This is a genomic window from Billgrantia gudaonensis, from assembly GCF_900100195.1.
Classification (GTDB): Bacteria; Pseudomonadota; Gammaproteobacteria; order Pseudomonadales; family Halomonadaceae; genus Halomonas; species Halomonas gudaonensis.
In genome coordinates this window covers 1-16,731 of the sequence record NZ_FNES01000021.1, presented here as the reverse complement: position 1 = coordinate 16,731, position 16,731 = coordinate 1, and the positions used below count along the sequence as shown (strand labels likewise).

Annotated in this window: 18 protein-coding genes; 11 read left to right on the top strand and 7 right to left on the bottom strand. The window is 65.5% G+C overall.

All coding sequences use genetic code 11. The annotated features are described in order from the left end of the window. Window positions 1-155 precede the first annotated feature (155 nt). The 8 genes from BLP96_RS18000 to BLP96_RS17965 all read left to right on the top strand — a co-directional run bounded on the left by BLP96_RS18000 (window position 156) and on the right by BLP96_RS17965 (window position 9,120). Window positions 156-1,841 carry a putative bifunctional diguanylate cyclase/phosphodiesterase gene (locus BLP96_RS18000; protein ID WP_176761563.1) on the top strand — a complete coding sequence of 562 codons (1,686 nt, stop codon included), beginning with the start codon at window positions 156-158 and terminating at the stop codon, window positions 1,839-1,841. Window positions 1,842-2,105: 264 nt separating this feature from the next. Then, complete coding sequence (locus BLP96_RS17995) at window positions 2,106-2,570, top strand: SUF system Fe-S cluster assembly regulator (RefSeq protein WP_089688925.1); 465 nt, start codon at window positions 2,106-2,108, stop codon at window positions 2,568-2,570. Window positions 2,571-2,652: 82 nt separating this feature from the next. Beyond that, window positions 2,653-4,095, top strand: a complete 1,443-nt coding sequence (gene sufB, locus BLP96_RS17990; protein WP_089688924.1) for a Fe-S cluster assembly protein SufB — start codon at window positions 2,653-2,655, stop codon at window positions 4,093-4,095. Between the two features lie 297 nt (window positions 4,096-4,392). Beyond that, window positions 4,393-5,145, top strand: a complete 753-nt coding sequence (gene sufC / locus BLP96_RS17985; protein WP_089688923.1) for a Fe-S cluster assembly ATPase SufC — start codon at window positions 4,393-4,395, stop codon at window positions 5,143-5,145. Beyond that, entirely contained in the window at window positions 5,142-6,518 is a 1,377-nt protein-coding gene (gene sufD / locus BLP96_RS17980) for a Fe-S cluster assembly protein SufD (RefSeq protein ID WP_089688922.1), read from the top strand. The genes sufC and sufD overlap by 4 nt, the downstream gene beginning before the upstream one ends. Window positions 6,519-6,531: 13 nt before the next feature. Then, window positions 6,532-7,791 (top strand): cysteine desulfurase, encoded by a 1,260-nt coding sequence (locus BLP96_RS17975; protein ID WP_089688921.1) that lies wholly within the window; start codon window positions 6,532-6,534, stop codon window positions 7,789-7,791. Window positions 7,792-7,822: 31 nt separating this feature from the next. Continuing rightward, on the top strand, window positions 7,823-8,395 hold the full coding sequence (gene sufT / locus BLP96_RS17970) for a putative Fe-S cluster assembly protein SufT (RefSeq protein ID WP_089688920.1): 573 nt from the start codon (window positions 7,823-7,825) through the stop codon (window positions 8,393-8,395). Between the two features lie 59 nt (window positions 8,396-8,454). Continuing rightward, complete coding sequence (locus BLP96_RS17965; RefSeq protein WP_245682308.1) at window positions 8,455-9,120, top strand: SanA/YdcF family protein; 666 nt, start codon at window positions 8,455-8,457, stop codon at window positions 9,118-9,120. A 39-nt stretch (window positions 9,121-9,159) separates the two neighbouring features. Here the strand turns inward: BLP96_RS17965 and BLP96_RS17960 are convergent, their stop codons facing one another. The 4 genes from BLP96_RS17960 to BLP96_RS17945 form a co-directional block, all read right to left on the bottom strand. Next, on the bottom strand, window positions 9,160-9,600 hold the full coding sequence (locus tag BLP96_RS17960) for a hypothetical protein (RefSeq protein ID WP_089688918.1): 441 nt from the start codon (window positions 9,598-9,600) through the stop codon (window positions 9,160-9,162). An 89-nt stretch (window positions 9,601-9,689) separates the two neighbouring features. Further along, window positions 9,690-10,598: a 30S ribosomal protein S6--L-glutamate ligase gene (rimK, locus tag BLP96_RS17955; protein WP_089688917.1), complete on the bottom strand. Its 909-nt coding sequence runs from the start codon at window positions 10,596-10,598 to the stop codon at window positions 9,690-9,692. 30 nt (window positions 10,599-10,628) lie between these two features. Next, window positions 10,629-11,066: an ATP-dependent zinc protease family protein gene (locus BLP96_RS17950; protein WP_089688916.1), complete on the bottom strand. Its 438-nt coding sequence runs from the start codon at window positions 11,064-11,066 to the stop codon at window positions 10,629-10,631. Between the two features lie 18 nt (window positions 11,067-11,084). Next, window positions 11,085-12,128 (bottom strand): DUF3549 family protein, encoded by a 1,044-nt coding sequence (locus tag BLP96_RS17945; protein ID WP_089688915.1) that lies wholly within the window; start codon window positions 12,126-12,128, stop codon window positions 11,085-11,087. 270 nt (window positions 12,129-12,398) lie between these two features. On the opposite strand from BLP96_RS17945, the gene BLP96_RS17940 reads away from it, so the two are divergent. Then, window positions 12,399-12,731 carry a YqcC family protein gene (locus tag BLP96_RS17940; protein ID WP_089688970.1) on the top strand — a complete coding sequence of 111 codons (333 nt, stop codon included), beginning with the start codon at window positions 12,399-12,401 and terminating at the stop codon, window positions 12,729-12,731. Between the two features lie 77 nt (window positions 12,732-12,808). Here the strand turns inward: BLP96_RS17940 and BLP96_RS17935 are convergent, their stop codons facing one another. Together BLP96_RS17935 and BLP96_RS17930 are read right to left on the bottom strand one after the other, a co-directional pair. After that, the gene (locus BLP96_RS17935; RefSeq protein WP_089688914.1) at window positions 12,809-13,447 is read right to left on the bottom strand and encodes an OmpW/AlkL family protein; all 639 of its coding nucleotides are present in this window, start codon (window positions 13,445-13,447) and stop codon (window positions 12,809-12,811) included. 223 nt (window positions 13,448-13,670) lie between these two features. Further along, on the bottom strand, window positions 13,671-14,276 hold the full coding sequence (locus BLP96_RS17930; RefSeq protein WP_089688913.1) for an OmpW/AlkL family protein: 606 nt from the start codon (window positions 14,274-14,276) through the stop codon (window positions 13,671-13,673). Window positions 14,277-14,592: 316 nt separating this feature from the next. Here BLP96_RS17930 and BLP96_RS17925 point away from each other — a divergent pair, with 316 nt between their 5' ends. Next, complete coding sequence (locus tag BLP96_RS17925) at window positions 14,593-14,889, top strand: hypothetical protein (RefSeq protein WP_089688912.1); 297 nt, start codon at window positions 14,593-14,595, stop codon at window positions 14,887-14,889. Between the two features lie 75 nt (window positions 14,890-14,964). On the opposite strand, the gene putP is transcribed toward BLP96_RS17925, so the two are convergent. Next, complete coding sequence (gene putP / locus BLP96_RS17920; RefSeq protein WP_089688911.1) at window positions 14,965-16,389, bottom strand: sodium/proline symporter PutP; 1,425 nt, start codon at window positions 16,387-16,389, stop codon at window positions 14,965-14,967. 60 nt (window positions 16,390-16,449) lie between these two features. Between putP and BLP96_RS17915 the strand changes: the two genes are divergently transcribed. Continuing rightward, on the top strand, window positions 16,450-16,731 hold a 282-nt coding region (locus BLP96_RS17915; RefSeq protein ID WP_143005137.1), incomplete at its 3' end, for a transposase.

Below are 16,731 nucleotides of genomic sequence, written 5' to 3'. Positions count from 1 at the left end.
CGTCATGATGCAAAACCCTGGCTCGGGCTCGGCGGTTTTGGCCGGTGAATGGACGTTGATCGAGCGTTGTGCCGATGTGCGCATAGGCAGCTATGATGGTTCGTGCAGGCGTCCCACAAGCTGGGGTGGTTCGAGTCGTCAGGGATGGGGGCGGTATGGGGGCATATAGCCGACTCTGGGGGGAACGGTCGTATCGGCCCGCCTGGGAAGTTCGTGGGCCGAGTTTCACGCGGGAACTGGGACGGGTGGCGGTGCTGGTCGCGGTGTTGGCGATGGGCACGCTGATCGTCTACGTCACGGGCGGTACGCGCTTTTCCTATCCTTACCTGATGCTGATCCCGGTACTGCTCGCGGCCGCCTGGTACGGGCTCCCCGGGGCCCTCATGGCAGCCCTGCTCGCAGGGCTGGCCATGGCCGCCACACCGCTGAACGTCGCTACCGGGGAAGCGCAAGGCACGCTCAACTGGCTGATTCGGCTCGGTCTGTACCTGGTCATCGGCGGCTTTGCCGGCTGGCTGTTTTCCCGGCTGCGCAACACCCATGCCGAACGCGACGTGGCGGCGCGTACCGACCCGCGCGTCGGGCTGCCCAACCAGGTGGCCATGGAGGAGGACCTGGCCGGCCTGCTGGCCGACTCGCAGTGCCGCGACGGCAAGACCGTCGGTTTGATCCTGGTGCGCATCGCCGACATCACCGACATCCTCGAGGCCATGGGGGCGGACGCCTCCGACGAACTGGTCAGCGCCATGAGCCGGCGGATCGCCCGTCTGGATGGCGTGAGGGGCATTTATCGATACAGCGCTGCCGAGCTGATGTTGCTGCTCTGGCCGGTGGACCGCGATGGTCTGGAGCTGGCCGCCGAGCGGTTGGTGGAACTTGGCGAGGACAATCTGCCGGTGAAGGGCATACCCGCTCGGGTGCAGCTCGTCCTGGGCAGCAGCCTCCCCGAGGAGTCGCGCTCGCCGGAGGAGCTGGTCCGCGAGGCCCGCATGGCGCTGCTGGCGGCGGCGGAAATGCATCGTTCCCACTGTCACTACCGCCCCGAGTTCACTCAACGCACCGTGCAGACCATCAAGATGATCGCGAGTGTTCGCCATGGCCTCGAGCAGGGGGAGTTTCTGCTTCACTACCAGCCCAAGCTGCGTCTCGCCGACGCTAGCGTGTGCGGTTGCGAGGCGCTGATTCGCTGGCGGGGCGAGGACGGTCGTCTCATCCCGCCGGGGCTGTTCATGCCCAAGGTGGAGAACACCACGCTGATCGAGCCGGTCACGCGTTTCGTGGCCAGCGAGGCGTGCGGGTTCGCCAAGCGCTTTGCGGGAACGGTCAGCATCAACGTTTCGGCTCGCAACCTCCAGGATGCGTCCTTGCTCGGCGAGATCGAAGCGCTGATCGAGCGCACCGGGCTCATGCCTTCCCAGCTGGAGGTGGAGATCACCGAGACGGCATTGATGAACGATCTGACGGCAGCCCGCCAGGCGCTGGCACGGCTGCGCAGCTTCGGTATCGGGGTCAGCATCGATGACTTCGGCACCGGGTTCGCTTCCTTCGAATACCTGCGCCACCTGCCGATCACCGGTCTCAAGATCGACCGGGCCTTCGTCGACGGCCTGGGCGACGACGAACGATCGCGCAAACTCATGGCATGCCTGATCGACGTCGGGCATGCGCTGGGGCTGGAGGTCACGGCCGAGGGGGTCGAGACCCAAGAGCAGCACGGCATCCTGAGGGAGCTCGGCTGCGATCTGGCCCAGGGGTTTCTCTATACCAAGGCGCTGCCGGCCGAGCAGCTGCTTGCCTGGCAGCGCGATCATGCGGCGAAGATCGACGCCTCTCGGTCGTGATCGTCTACCCCCGCTTTGCCGTTTTTCGTTTCCCGCTCTTCCCCTTCCTCTTCCCCGACGTCGGTTGCCCTCGATGAGGGGCAGTGTTCTCAGCGATGAGAATGATTGGCGTTATTGTCGATAACGTCCTCGAACATGCCGCTATCAAGCTGATAAACGATGTAAAAGAGCGGTAGGGGTTCACACCGCATGCATAGAGGACTAAAATGGTCCCCAATGCAGAGCGGGCCAGTTCGACCGCCGATGCAGCCTGGAGGAATCGACATGCTCAAGCTTTCACGGCTGACCGACTACGCCGCCGTGGTGATGGCGCAGATCGCCCGCCACCCGGAGCAGTCGCATGCCGCGGCGGAGCTGGCCGAGGCCGTGCAGCTACCGCATCCCACCGTCAGCAAGACGCTCAAGATGCTGGTGCGTGCCGGCCTCCTGGAGTCGCGGCGCGGCGCACAGGGTGGCTATTCGCTGGCTCGGCCGGCGTCGAAGATCACCGCTCGCGACATCATCACCGCCATCGAAGGGCCGGTGGCGATGACCGAATGCAGCCAGGCGGACGGCGACTGCGAGCTGGCATCGGTGTGCGGCGTCGCCGACAACTGGCAGCGCGTGTCGCTGGCCATCCGCACGCTGCTCGACAGCGTGACCCTGGCGCACCTGGCCGACACGACACCGATCAAGCTGCCGGTGCAGCTGCCCATCCAGAGCGTCAGCCTGGCCGCGGAGACGGCATGAAGCGTGGCCAGGCTGCGTGAAGAACCATCAAGACCCTGGCGAGTTGCCCTCGCCGTCCCAACCGCCCGGGAGGGGGAACATCATGGCAAGTGAGGAAATGGAACAGCTCGTCCGTCGCGAATACAAGGAAGGGTTCGTGACCGACATCGAGAGCGATACGGTACCGCCCGGCCTCGATGAGAACACCATCGCCTTCATCTCCAAGAAGAAAGGCGAGCCGGAGTGGATGCTGGAGTGGCGCCTCAAGGCCTACCACCAGTGGCTGAAGATGACGCCGCCGTCCTGGGCGCATCTGGACTATCCGCCCATCGACTACCAGGCGATCTCCTACTACAGCGCTCCCAAGCGCGACGAGGACCGGCCGCAGAGCCTCGATGAGGTGGATCCCAAGCTGCTCGAAACCTACGAGAAGCTGGGCATTCCGCTGCACGAGCGCGCGGCGCTGGCCGGCGTGGCGGTGGATGCGGTGTTCGACTCCGTCTCGGTGACCACCACCTTCAGGGAGAAGCTGGGCGAGGCGGGCGTGATCTTCTGCTCCATGTCCGAGGCGATCCGCGATTACCCGGAGCTGGTAAAGCAGTATCTGGGCAGCGTGGTGCCGCAGGGCGACAACTACTTCGCGGCACTCAACTCGGCGGTGTTCACCGACGGCTCTTTCGTCTTCGTGCCGGAAGGGGTGACCTGCCCCATGGAGCTCTCCACCTACTTCCGCATCAACGAGCGCAACACCGGCCAGTTCGAGCGCACTCTGATCGTCTGCGAGAGCCGTGCCCAGGTGTCGTACCTCGAGGGCTGCACCGCGCCGCAGCGCGACGAGAACCAGCTGCATGCCGCCGTGGTCGAGCTGGTGGCGCTCGAGGATGCCTACATCAAGTACTCCACGGTGCAGAACTGGTACCCCGGCGACGAGGACGGCAAGGGTGGCATCTACAACTTCGTCACCAAGCGCGGAGACTGCCGCGGCGACCGCTCGCGCATCAGCTGGACCCAGGTCGAGACGGGCTCAGCCATCACCTGGAAGTATCCCTCTTGCGTGCTGCGCGGCAAGCACAGCATCGGCGAATTCTACTCCGTGGCGGTGACCAACGGACGCCAGCAGGCGGACACCGGTACCAAGATGATCCACATCGGCGAGGGGACTCGCTCGACCATCGTCTCCAAGGGGATCTCCGCCGGTCGCGCCGATCAGTCCTACCGCGGCCTGGTCAAGATCGGCCCGCGGGCCAAGAACGCGCGCAACTTCACCCAGTGCGACTCGCTGTTGATCGGCGACCAGTGCGGCGCCCATACCTTCCCCTACCAGGAGATCGGCAACAGCACCGCCACCGTGGAACACGAGGCGACCACCTCCAAGATCGGCGAGGACCAGCTGTTCTACTGCCAGAGCCGCGGCATCTCCGAGGAGGACGCGGTAAGCATGATCGTCAACGGCTTCTGCAAGGACGTCTTCCAGGAGTTGCCGATGGAGTTCGCCGTCGAAGCCGAAGCGCTGCTCAACGTCACTCTCGAGGGCGCCGTGGGCTGAAGCCGTGTCCAAGTGGCCGGCGGGATGAGCGCCGGGGACAAGTCGAAGCGAGGGTCTTTTGCCATGGGTGAGGCGGATTCCGCCGAACGGGTTGGCCATTGATGGCCAACACCGGCTCTGCAAGCGGAGCAGGATGCGAGAGCGCCGCAGGATGGGTTCACAGCACCCTCGCTGAGCCTTGGCGCCGGAAAAGCTCATCCAGGTCAAGGCGCATGGCATGCCCATGCGACTGAACAACGAATCCATTTTTGCAAGTCGCCGCGACGACGGCTCGCCAGAATCGAAAAGGTACCGAAGATGCTCGAAGTCAAGGATCTGCACGTCACGGTCGAGGGTCAGGAAATCCTCAAGGGCCTCGATCTGACCATCAATGCCGGCGAGGTCCACGCCATCATGGGCCCCAACGGGGCCGGCAAGTCGACGTTGTCGGCAGTGATCGCCGGCAAGGAAGGTTACGAGGTGACCCAGGGGACCATCACCTTCGAAGGCAAGGACGTGCTGGAGATGGAGGTCGAGGAGCGGGCCCAGGCGGGGCTGCTGCTCGGTTTCCAGTATCCGGTGGAGATTCCCGGGGTGAAGAACATCTATCTGCTCAAGGCGGCGCTCAACGCCCAGCGCGAGGCGCGCGGCGAAGGCGAGATGCCGGCGCCGGAGTTCATGAAGCTGGTCAAGGAGAAGATCGCCTTCATGAAGATGGATCCGAGCTTCCTGCAGCGCGCCGTCAACGAGGGCTTCTCGGGCGGCGAGAAGAAGCGCAACGAGATTCTGCAGATGCTGGTGCTCCAGCCCCGGCTCGCGATGCTCGACGAGATCGACTCGGGCCTGGACATCGACGCCATGCGCGTGGTGGCCGAGGGCATCAATTCGCTGCGCAGCGAAGAGCGCGGCGTCCTGCTGGTGACTCACTACCAGCGCCTGCTCGACTTCGTGGTACCCGACCGGGTCCACGTGCTGGTCGACGGTCGCATTGCCAAGAGCGGTGATGCCGATCTGGCTCGCGAGCTCGAGGCGCGCGGCTATGACTGGGTGGTGGAGGAGTCTGCGGCATGAGCGACGTGCAATCTCCCAGCGACGACGTCCAGCGTTTCCTGGCTCGGCTGGCGCAGCGCAACGCCGGCCGCGGGCCGGAACCGACCTGGATCACGGCGCGACGCCAGGCCGGGGCGGCACGCTTCGAGGCCATGGGCTTTCCCCACCGTCGGGTGGAGAACTGGAAGTACACCGACGTGCGTGCCATTTCCCGGGGCGATTTCGCGTTCAGCGACGATGCCAGCTTCTCGCCGGCCACGGCGGCGGCGCTGACGTTGCCCATCGAGGCGCACCGTATCACCTTCGTCGACGGCGTCTTTTCGGCGGCGCTCTCCCAGCTCGACGAGCTGCCTGCCGGCGTGTCGCTGTTGCCGCTCTCCCAGGCGCTCGACGAGAATCACGAGGCGGTGGGCGGCCCGCTGGGGCGGCTGACGGGAGTGGAATTCTCGCCCTTCGCCGCGCTCAACACCGCCTGCATGGAGGAGGGAGCGGTGCTGCGCCTGGCGCCGGGCACGCTGGTCGACAAGCCGATCATCGTGCAGTTCCTCTCCCGGGCCAACGACGCGCCGGTGATGAGCCATCCGCGCATCCTCGTCGAGGCCGGGGCGCGCAGCCAGGCCACCGTCATCGAGCATCACGTGGGCGAGCCCGAGGCGGCCAACTTCACCAACCTGGTGGAGGAGATCATCCTCGAGCGTGGCGCCATCCTGACTCACTACAAGCTGCAGGAGGCGCCGCTCGCCGACCTGCACGTGGCGAGCATCCACGTCGAGCAGGGGCGCGACAGCCGCTTCACCTCCTTCAATCTGAATCTGGGTGGCGGCCTGGTGCGCAACGACCTGATCACCGAGCTCAACGGTCAGGGCGCCGAGGCGACCTTCAACGGTCTCTTCTACGGCCAGGGTCGCCAGCACGTGGACAACCACACCCTGGCCAACCACAACGCGCCGCACACCACCTCCAACGAGAATTACAAGGGCATCCTCGACGACCGCGCCCATGGCGTGTTCAACGGCAAGGTGGTGGTCAAGCGCGACAGCCAGAAGATCGAGGGCTACCAGAGCAACGCCAACCTGCTGCTCTCCGACCGCGCCGAGATCGACGCCAAGCCGGAGCTCGAGATCTACGCCGACGACGTCAAGTGCTCCCACGGCACCACCACCGGCCAGCTCGACGAGGAGGCGGTCTTCGCCCTGCGCACCCGTGGCATCGACACCCAGACTGCCCGCGGCCTGCTGACCCTGGCCTTTGCCGGCGAAGTGCTCGAGCAGGTGGGCCTGGATGCCATTGCCGAGCGCGTCGAGCGCGCCGTGGCGGGCAAGCTGCCCGAGCGCTTCAACCTCACCGGACTGGTGGAGACCGCAGCGGCGCTCGATGAAATGGCGGGCGAGTGACAGGAGAACGACCATGACCGACCTGGCAACCAGTGACGCATTCGAGGTTCCGGCCCTGGACGTGGCGGCCGTGCGGGGGGATTTCCCGATCCTGGCGCGCCAGATCCATGGCCGACCGCTCGTTTATCTCGACAACGCGGCCACCAGTCAGACTCCGCGGCAGGTGATCGAGGCATTCGACGACTACTACGGCCGTTGCAATGCCAACATCCATCGCGGGTTGCACACCCTGGCCGACGAGGCCACTGCCGCTTTCGAGGGTACCCGCGAGACGGTGCGTACCTTCCTGGGTGCCGCCGAATCCCGTGAGATCGTCTTCACCCGCGGTACCACCGAGGCGATCAACCTGGTGGCGAATGCCTGGGGGCGGGCCAACCTCGAGCCAGGCGACGAGGTGCTCGTCTCGCGTCTCGAGCACCACTCCAACATCGTGCCCTGGCAACTGCTGGCCCGCGAGCTCGGTTTCACCATCAAGGTGATTCCGGTGGACGAGCGCGGCGTTCTCGATCTCGAGGCTTACCGCGCGCTCTTCACCGAACGCACCCGGCTGGTGGCCGCCAACCACGTTTCCAACGCCTTCGGCACGGTGAATCCGGTGCGCGAGATGGCAACCGTTGCTCACGATCATGGCGCACTGATCCTCGTCGACGGTGCTCAGGCCGTGCCACACCAGGCGGTGGACGTGCGCCGCATCGATGCCGACTTCTACGCGTTTTCCGGGCACAAGGTCTACGGGCCGACCGGGGTAGGGGTGCTCTACGGCAAGGCCGAGCTGCTCGAGGCGATGCCGCCCTGGCAGGGCGGCGGGGAGATGATCGCCACCGTCTCCTTCGAACACGACACCACTTTCGCCGCCATTCCCCACAAGTTCGAGGCGGGTACCCCGGCCATCGCCGAGGTGATCGCCCTGGGTGTGGCGCTCGACTGGGTGGGGCGCATCGGCATCGACGCCATCTCCGCCTGGGAAGCCCGCCTGCTGGAACACGCCTCCCGACGGGTGTCGCGCATCGAGGGGCTGCGCATCCTGGGCACCGCGCCGGACAAGGCGGGGGTACTGTCGTTCGTGGTCGACGGTGCCCATGCCCAGGACATCGGGCTGCTCATCGACCAGCTCGGCGTGGCGATTCGCACCGGCCACCACTGCGCCCAGCCGCTGCTTCACCACTTCGGCGTGGAGGCGACCTGCCGGGCATCCTTCGCGGCCTACAACACCCTGGAAGAGGTCGACATCTTCGCTGACGCACTGGAGCGGGTCATCGGTATGGTTCGCTGAGGGAGCCAGGGGCAAGGACACTGAGAGTGATATGAGCGATATCGAACGGGTAGCCAGTCTCCACAAGGGGCAGCAGCTGCCTCTGCAGCGTGACGTGGCGGCGATCTCCATTCCTTTCGGCAAGACAGAGACGCTGGCCGAGGACAGCATCGTCAGCGTGATGCAGGCCAAGGGCAGTTCGGTGAGCGTCGGCCACGAGGGGCGGCTCTACCTCATCGAGGGCAGCAATCTCGATGCGCTGGGCCTCGAACCGCTGCCGCGGCCGACCCTGCCGGAGGACGCCACCGACGAGCAGATCGAGCAGTTCGTCTGGGATCAGCTGCGGACCTGCTTCGATCCCGAAATCCCGGTCAACATCGTCGACCTGGGATTGGTCTACGGCTGTCGCATCGAGCGTTTGATCAGCGGCGAGCGCATCGTCACCATTCGCATGACCCTGACCGCCCCGGGCTGCGGCATGGGCGACGTCATTGCCGCCGATGCCCGCAACAAGATCCTCGGTGCCCCACAGATCAGCAAGGTGCATACGGAAATCGTCTTCGACCCGCCCTGGAGCCGTGAGATGATGAGCGACGAGGCCAAGTTGGAACTCGGCATGTTCTGAACCTGCGGGCGGGAAGGGAAATGCAAGCGGCGGCGTGGAAGGCTTTCAGGGTCGTATTGATGTCGTCAGGGGCGCTGGTTCTCCTGGCCGCGCTGTTGTTCCTGGCCGGAAACGCCTGGGTGTTGACCCAGACCCAGGGGCGGATCGAGCGGACGCTGTCGCAGTGTGGTCCCGAGCAGGTGGGGATCGTTTTCGGTACCTCGCACTGGACCCGGAGCGGCGTGCGCAATCCCCATTTCGACGCTCGCATGGGCGCGGCTTCGAAGCTGATTCGCCTGGGGCGTGTGCGGCACCTGCTGCTTTCCGGCGACAATCGCACGCGTTTCTACAACGAACCCGTCACCATGTGGCGTGAACTGCGCGAACGCTACGTGCGCGACGAGGACATGACCCTCGATTACGCCGGGTTCAGCACCTTCGATACGCTGGTTCGTGCCCGTGACGTCTTCGGGGTGGAGCGGGCGGTACTGGTCACCCAGGCGTGGCACCTGCCGCGGGCACTGTTCATTGCCGATGCCCTGGGCCTGGAAGCCGTCGGCTGCGCCGCACGGACGGCCAGGGTCGACGGCCAGTGGCGCCTGCAGGCACGCGAATGGGCGGCAAGGGTCGCTACGCTGGGCGACCTCTACCTGTGGGGACGCGAACCCTACTTCCTGGGTCCGTTCGAGCCCCTGGAGATCGCCCCGCCCGTCTGGGAACTACCGTACGGGCGAGAGCGGGAATAGGTCCGGTGCCTGCCCCGGCAGGCACCGGAACGACGCCGCTCAGCGGCGCTCCTTCTGCAACTCATACAGCTCGCGGATCAGCGCTCGGCAGCCCGTCCAGCAGCGCTCGACGGCGGTTTCCACCGGGTCGGGCAGCGGGTGAGTGTAGAGGGTGGCCAGTGCCTGCATGAGCACTCTTTCCTGCTCGAGCAGTTCGCCGATCACTACCTGGCTCTCGTTGCCGACGAAGCTCTTCAGCCGGCTCCACAGCCACAGGTAATCGTCGCGTTCTACATCGGCGTCGCGGGGCAATAGCTTGAGGTGACGCCTGGCCAGTTCCCGCAGATCCCGCATCGCCTTGCTGCGTGCCTCGTAATGAGGCTTGAGCGCTTCGCGCAGGGAAGGGCGCAGGCGCTCGAGATTGTCCTGAAAGTAATCGATGCTGTCGGCCAGCGCTTCCAGTACGCTGTCCATCGCCACCTGGCGATTGTCGAGAAACATGGGCGGTCACCTCCTCCGGTGACGCCGATTGTGGGGCCGTCGTGGCACTTTTGCCACCCCCGGCGTCGAGAAAATCGTGTGCCGTGGTCTCATCCTTTCGGCTTGGGTGGCGCCTTGCGAGGTGCGGCGGCGTTTTTCTCCAGGTGCTCGATGATCAGACCGGCGATGTCCTTGCCGGTGGCGCTCTCGATACCGCGCAGCCCCGGCGAGGAGTTGACCTCCATGATCACCGGCCCGTGGTTGGCGCGCAGCAGGTCGACGCCGGCCACGCGCAGGCCCATGGCCTTGGCAGCGCGAATCGCGGTGGAACGCTCCTCGGGAGTGATGCGGATCACGCTGGCGTTGCCGCCACGGTGCAGGTTGGAGCGAAATTCGCCTTCGGCGGCCTGGCGCTTCATGGCCGCGACCACCTTGTCGCCGATCACCAGGCAGCGGATGTCGGCGCCGCGAGCCTCCTTGATGTATTCCTGCACCATGATGTTGGCCTTCAGGCCCATGAAGGCCTGAATCACGCTCTCGGCGGCCTGATTGGTCTCGGCCAGCACCACGCCGATGCCCTGGGTGCCTTCCAGCAGCTTGATCACCAGCGGGGCGCCGCGCACCATGGTGATCAGGTCGGGGATGTCGTCGGGCGAGTGGGCGAAGCCGGTGATCGGCAGGCCGAGCCCCTTGCGCGAGAGCAGCTGCAGCGAGCGCAGCTTGTCGCGGGAACGGGTGATGGCCACCGAGTCGTTGAGCACGTAGGTGCCCATCATTTCGAACTGACGCAGCACCGCACAGCCATAGAAGGTGATCGAGGCGCCGATGCGCGGGATCACGGCGTCGAAGGGTTCGAGGTTCTCGCCCTTGTAGTGGATCGAAGGGTGGTGCGCGGCAATGCTCATGTAGCAGCGCAGGGTATCCACCACGCGGATCGTGTGGCCGCGGGTCTCGGCCGCCTCCACCAGGCGACGGGTCGAGTAGAGGTTGCGATTGCGGGATAGCAGCGCGATACGCATCGAGGGCTCCGCGTCGAAGTGTCGGGGGCGTCAGGGCTCGCCGTGCAGGAAAGCCGCGCCGGGCGCGACCAGCAGGCGACGCAGGGCGCGGCGCCCGAGCAGCATGGGGTGACGCATGTTGCGGCGGTCGGCCAGGGTCAGTTCCACCATCATCTCCATTTCGCCGAGCCGCATGGGCGTGCGGATGACGTAGCGCCACTCCCCGTGCCCGTTGGAGCTGGTGACGCGGCGACGGTCGTGCAGATGCAGGCGAAAGACGTGAGGCGGGGTGTCCGGCCCGCCGCTGCGGGTGGTGAAACTGACCCACAGGTGCCCTTGCTCTTCGAAGGTCTCGATGTCCTCGGCGTGCAGTGCAGAGGTGCGCGCGCCGGTGTCGGCCTTGGCGCACAGCGACAGACCGAGTTCCGGCAGGGTGACCATCTCGCGGCGTCCGATCACGGCTCTGGCGGTATAGGGCAGTTCCTTCATGATGTTCTTCCCCTGTTGTCACGCGTGTCGCTGTGGCGGTCTCGTCAGCTCGGCAAGACGGCGACCGATGGCGGAATCCGCCTGGGCCTCGCGCAGCGTCATCAGCACCGGCAGGCGCAGGCGCGGAATCAGCGCCAGGTCGCGAGCCATGCTGGCAAAGTCGGCATGCGGCGTTTCCGCCAGCCGAGCCAGGAATTGCGGCAGTCGTGAGGCATGCTCAAGATGCACCCAGCCGCGACCGGCAATGGCGGCCAGCATGTCCGGACCGCAGGCATCGGGGTCGGCCAGCAGGATATCGAACCAGTCGCCGGCAATGGCCGTGCTTGCGCCGCCCATGGCGCGCACGCAGGCGCAGAAGACTTCGATGTCGCCCTGGGTGGCGGCCAGCTCGCCGCGTCGGCGCAAGGCGTGCGCCAGTTCATCGGGAATGGCGACATGTTCCAGACAGTAGCATAGCGAAGTGAGCGCTTCTGCCGGCAGGGTGGCGAGGCGTTCGGCCAGTGCGCGAGCGGCTCCGGCGTCCAGGCGCACCGCATAGTCGGCCAGGCCCTGCAGGCCCAGGGCCTGCCAGTCGATGGCCTGCTGACCGCTCAGGTAGGCTTCCACCGGCTCCAGATGCTGGCTGGCCGGCTGACCCATGTCACGGGTGGCTCGGGCGTGCAGCACCGCCCGGAAGGGCAGCGAAGGGGTGAAGGCCAGCGGATTGTCGTGCATCAGGTTGTCCGCCTTGCCCGGCGGCGCCGCCTCGAGAGACTGGGCGTTGCGGCCCAGCGTCTCGAGCAGCCGCTGGACGAAGGCGTCGCGGGGCGCCGGGTCCAGTTTTCCCTGTTCGTCGAGGGGCAGGGCGAGGAACCAGATCACCGGATCCGGCATGTCGCCGAGGCGAAACACCAGGCCCAGGCGCGCCTCGCCCTGCCAGGGGGCCGGCCAGGCCAGTTCGCCGCTTTCGAAGGCGGCCAGGGTGTCGAGCGAAAAGGGCTCGACTCGGCGGCCAAGGTGATAGGCACGCACCTCGGCACCGCTGCGCTGGAAGAAATCGTTGAGCGTATGAATCGGCTGCATGGCGACTCCCGAATCGAAGCGTGCACTCTACCGCGGTGCACCCGATCTTGTCAGCCACCGGGCGGCGTGAACGATGGCGGAGTGATCAATGATTGACCATGTTCGCGCAGTGGCCGTCATTCCTGACCCGGAGATGACTTTCCATAGCTTATCCACAGCCTCGTTCAGCGAAGCTGTGAATGATCCGGTGCGAATGAACGTAGACCTTGGGGTGGCCAAGGCCCGAGGCGGGGCGAGATAATGCGGGTCAATTCACGCGAGGACTTCGACATGACGGTTCACGAAGAGCTCGATGTGGCTCTGCGTCGCCTGGAAGCGACCATGAAGGCCACCAACCTGTGGCAGATGGAATCCCCCGGCCCCGAGGCCTTTGCCAGTCAGCAGCCCTTTTGCATCGATACCATGGCGTTGCCTCAGTGGCTGCGCTTCGTGTTCATCGCCCGGCTGGATGCGCTGGTCGAAGCCGAAGCGCCCATGCCGGAGACTTGCGACGTCGCTCCGGCGGTGGAAGCCTATCTGGCCCAGGAGGGCGCGCGCGCCAACGACCGCTTGCTGTTGTGCAAGGCGGTGGAAGAGATCGACCGTCTGGTGACCGACAACTGACGCGCTGGCTGTCAGTGCCCGAATGCAGCGAGGCCCGCCAATGGCGGGCCTCGCTGGGTAACGAGCATGTCAACGGCTCAGAAGCGATAGCTGAAGCCGGCCATCAAGACCCAGGGATCGATGTTGACGGTGCCGATATCGTCACCGTTCAGGCTGGCATCGGTGTCGATGTCGACGTACCAGGCGGCGGCGTTGACGGCCCAGTTGTCGTTGATCAGCACGTCGGCGCCCAGTTGACCGGCGACACCCCAGGAGTCGTCGAGTTCGAGCTCGGCTCCGGCCACGTCGATATCTTCACTGAAGAAGGTGGTGTAGTTGAGCCCGATGCCGGCATAGGGCTGCACGCGGGCGTCGGTGCCGCCCAGCGGGTAGTACTGGAGGGTCACGGTGGGCGGCAGATGCTTGGTGGAACCGTTGACCGTGCCATCGGCAATGCTGATGTCGTGCTTGAAGGGCAGGGCGGCCAGCAGCTCGACGCCGAGCTTGTCGTGGAAACGGTAGCCCAGGGTAAAGCCGAGAGTCGTGTCGCTGTCTACGTCGACTTCAAGACCGGTAAGACTAAGTGCATCAACGTTTCCGTTGTCGCTCTTGGGGTTGACGTGGGCGGCGCCAACGCGGGTGAAGAAATCGCCTTCGCCATAGGCCAGGGCTTGGGGGCTGGCAGCGGCCGCGACGAGGCCGGCAGCGAGCAGGGTGGGCAGAATGGACTTGCGCATGGAACGACTCCTTTCGGTACGCGTTTCAGAAGAAGCGGCCACGGCCGCTGCGGTGCAATAGCACTAGTCTAATAACCGCGAGGCGAGCTTTTCTTGATCCAAGGCAATGGTTGCAGTCGACAACTAAAGAGGTATATAAAATATTCCTTATTGCATTCTGCCCACGAAAAACGCCGGGCCAGAGCCCGGCGTTGCTGGATGAAACGCCGCTTGGCGCGCCTGATCAGAAGCGCAGGGTGATGCCGCCGCCGATGGTCCAGGGGTCGACCTTGGCCGTCCCGATCTGGGCGCCGCCGCTGTCGATGTCGGCATCCACGTCGGCGTAGTTGGCAAAGCCGTTGAGCATGAGGTTGCGCGTCACCGCCAGGTCGATGCCCAGCTGGCCTACGGCGCCGTAGGAGTGGTCGACATCCAGGCCGTCGGGTTCGTCGGAGAAACGAGTGTAGTTCACCCCGGCACCCACATAGGGCTGCACCCGGGAGTCGAGGCCGCCCAGCGGGTAATAGTTGACCAGCAGGTTGACTGGCATGCGGTCCACGCTGCCGAGGCCGGCTCCGCCAAGCGTCAGGTCGTGCTCGAACGGCTCGCTGCCGTTCAGTTCGACGCCGACCTTGTCGTGGAAGAGGTAGCCGGCTCCGAAGGTGAAGCCGTTCTCGTCCTCGATGTCCAGCGACTGGCCGGCGGCCGTTCCGTTGTCCGACGAGACCTCGGTCTTGGCGAAGCCGCCGCGCACGAAGAGGTCTCCGGCGCTGTAGGCCAGAGCGCCCTGGCTCGCCAGCAGCAGGCTGGCGGTCACGGCAATGGCGGAAAGTGTCAGGGACTGGTTCATGGGAGGTCCTCCCGTGGTGTAGTGCCGGTGGCACTGTCTGGGGCAAGCGGTGTCAGCCCAAGCGACTGCGCTGGCCCATTGGGGCATTGCCAGTCAAGTATAGAGAACGGTGTTTCTAAAAGTCTTGTAGAATTTTTCTATTGCCGAGGTGAGGAACGTCAATCCCTGTCGATGCGTAATGATGGCCTGTGTCTCCTGGGGGAGAGGCTTCGGTCGGGTTTTTCCATTGGATAATAATTGTAAAGGAAATTCCGGCTCAGCTCGCACGCTGCGCGCAAATCGGCTTCACTGAAGGAAGGGTGACGAGGAGATTGCCATGCCATCACGCAACGTCGACCGGTCGCTACCCGCAGTGCCGCTGGGCGCCATGTTGCTGGCCGCCGGCCTGGCCTTGTGGCTGCTGCTGCGACCCGAGCTGCTCAGTGGCCTGGCCATGCCGCTGCGTCTGCCGCTGATCGGTCTGGGAGTATGGGCGCTGGGTTCGGCCTTCATGCAGCCGCTGGGCCTCGAGCTGCGTCGGCCATGGTTGCGCCGTGCCACCATGCCGCCGCTGAGCCTCGCCGCCCTGGCGCTGTTCACGCTGGTGGTGGTGCTCAGAGCCTGGTGGTCGTGAGGGGAGGGAAACGCAACGAGCCGCCCGAGGGCGGCTCGTTGGTCGATGTCCGAGGGCTGGGCCGTCGGACGATCCTCAGGTCTCGTCGAAGGTATCGAAGTCGGCGGTGACCTGGAGGTTGGGCTCTTCGGTGGCCAGGCTCGCCACCACGATGGCGATGTAGGCGAAGATCACCCCGGGCACGATCTCGTAGAGATCGAAGATGCCGCCGGAGGCTTCGGCCCACAGCACCACGGTGACGCCGCCCACCACGATGCCGGCCAGCGCGCCCCAGCGGTTCATGCGCCGCCAGTACAGCGACATGATCAGCGCCGGACCGAAGGCCGCACCGAAGCCGGCCCAGGCGTAGGCGACCAGGTCGAGCACCGTGGCGTCGGGATTGAGCGCCAGCAGGTAGGCGATGACGGCGATGCCGATGACGGCGAAGCGGCCCACCCAGACGAGCTCGGTCTGGCTGGCGTCCTTGCGGAAGATCGCCTTGTAGAAGTCGTCGGTCAGCGCCGAGGAGGAGACCAGCAACTGGGAGTCGGCGGTGGACATGATGGCGGCCAGGATCGCGGCCAGCAGGATGCCGGCGATCACCGGATGGAAGATCAGGTTGACCATCACCATGAACACCGTCTCGCCATCGGCCAGGTCGCGTTGCACGAAGCCCACGCCGAGCAGGCCCACGGCCACGGAGCAGATGAGTGCGATGGCCGTCCAGCTCACCGCGATGCGGCGGGCGGCGGGGATGTCGCGGTCGCTGCGGATGGCGGCGAAGCGTGCCAGGATGTGCGGCTGACCGAAGTAGCCCAGGCCCCAGGCCAGCGAGCTGACGATGCCGATGACCGACAGCGCCTCGCCGGTGGAGGCGTCGCGGAACCAGGCCAGCATGTGCTCGCTCTCGGCGGCGAGTGCTGCGCCGGCACCGCTGGTGCCGCCCAGGTCGCTGAAGGCGATGATGGGCACGATCACCAGCGCTGCCACCATCATCAGGCCCTGGATCAGGTCGGTCCAGGAGACCGCCAGAAAGCCGCCGAAGAAGGTGTAGGAGATCACTGCGATGGTGCCGATGGTCACCGCCACGGTGTAGTCGTAGCCGAACACCGTCTCGAACAGTCGGCCGCCGGCCACCAGACCGGAGCTGGTGTAGAAGAGGAAGAACAGCAGGATGAAGATCGCCGAGATCACCCGCAGCAGGTGGGTCTTGTCCTGGAAGCGGTTGGCGAAGTATTCCGGCAGCGTCAGGGCATCGCTCACCTTGAAGCTGTAGAGACGCAGTCGGCGCGCCACGATCAGCCAGTTGAGCCAGGTGCCGATGAGCAGCCCCACGGCGATCCAGCTCGCCGAGATGCCGCTGACGTAGGCCGCACCGGGCAGGCCCAGCAGCAGCCAGCCGGACATGTCCGACGCCCCGGCGGAGATCGCCGAGGTCCAGGGGCCGAGCGTACGACCGCCGAGGATGTAGTCGGAGAGGTTGGTGGTTCGCATGTAGGCGACCAGGCCGATGCCGAGCATTGATCTTGCCCAGCAGCAGTGGACACCTCGTTAAGACAGTACACTGAGACGAGGTGACCCATGGCAAGGCAAGCAGCTTCGATGAAGAAGACCCGTACCCGCTACTCCCAGGACTACAAGGCCGAGGCACTGGCCCTCGCCGACCGTGTCGGCATCAGTGCCGCCGCCCGAGAGCTTGGCCTGCAGCCCAGCCAGCTCTACCAGTGGCGAGCCAAGGCCCAGCAGCAGCAAAGCGCCTCAGAGCGCGAGCAAGCCCTGGCCGACGAGAATGCCCGGCTCAAGCGTCAACTGGCCGAGAAGTCGGAAGAGCTTGAAATCGCAAAAAAAGCCGCGGTGTACTTT

Excerpts from the sequence above, each read along its gene's own strand:
- sufB (WP_089688924.1), top strand. The coding sequence starts at position 2,653 with ATGGCAAGTGAGGAAATGGAACAGCTCGTCCGTCGCGAATACAAGGAA.
- sufD (WP_089688922.1), top strand. The coding sequence starts at position 5,142 with ATGAGCGACGTGCAATCTCCCAGCGACGACGTCCAGCGTTTCCTGGCT.
- sufC (WP_089688923.1), top strand. The coding sequence starts at position 4,393 with ATGCTCGAAGTCAAGGATCTGCACGTCACGGTCGAGGGTCAGGAAATC.
- BLP96_RS17995 (WP_089688925.1), top strand. The coding sequence starts at position 2,106 with ATGCTCAAGCTTTCACGGCTGACCGACTACGCCGCCGTGGTGATGGCG.
- BLP96_RS18000 (WP_176761563.1), top strand. The coding sequence starts at position 156 with ATGGGGGCATATAGCCGACTCTGGGGGGAACGGTCGTATCGGCCCGCC.
- sufT (WP_089688920.1), top strand. The coding sequence starts at position 7,823 with ATGAGCGATATCGAACGGGTAGCCAGTCTCCACAAGGGGCAGCAGCTG.
- BLP96_RS17925 (WP_089688912.1), top strand. The coding sequence starts at position 14,593 with ATGCCATCACGCAACGTCGACCGGTCGCTACCCGCAGTGCCGCTGGGC.
- BLP96_RS17965 (WP_245682308.1), top strand. The coding sequence starts at position 8,455 with ATGTCGTCAGGGGCGCTGGTTCTCCTGGCCGCGCTGTTGTTCCTGGCC.
- BLP96_RS17950 (WP_089688916.1), bottom strand. The coding sequence starts at position 11,066 with ATGAAGGAACTGCCCTATACCGCCAGAGCCGTGATCGGACGCCGCGAG.
- BLP96_RS17940 (WP_089688970.1), top strand. The coding sequence starts at position 12,399 with ATGACGGTTCACGAAGAGCTCGATGTGGCTCTGCGTCGCCTGGAAGCG.
- BLP96_RS17935 (WP_089688914.1), bottom strand. The coding sequence starts at position 13,447 with ATGCGCAAGTCCATTCTGCCCACCCTGCTCGCTGCCGGCCTCGTCGCG.
- BLP96_RS17960 (WP_089688918.1), bottom strand. The coding sequence starts at position 9,600 with ATGTTTCTCGACAATCGCCAGGTGGCGATGGACAGCGTACTGGAAGCG.
- rimK (WP_089688917.1), bottom strand. The coding sequence starts at position 10,598 with ATGCGTATCGCGCTGCTATCCCGCAATCGCAACCTCTACTCGACCCGT.
- BLP96_RS17930 (WP_089688913.1), bottom strand. The coding sequence starts at position 14,276 with ATGAACCAGTCCCTGACACTTTCCGCCATTGCCGTGACCGCCAGCCTG.
- BLP96_RS17975 (WP_089688921.1), top strand. The coding sequence starts at position 6,532 with ATGACCGACCTGGCAACCAGTGACGCATTCGAGGTTCCGGCCCTGGAC.
- BLP96_RS17945 (WP_089688915.1), bottom strand. The coding sequence starts at position 12,128 with ATGCAGCCGATTCATACGCTCAACGATTTCTTCCAGCGCAGCGGTGCC.
- putP (WP_089688911.1), bottom strand. The coding sequence starts at position 16,389 with ATGCTCGGCATCGGCCTGGTCGCCTACATGCGAACCACCAACCTCTCC.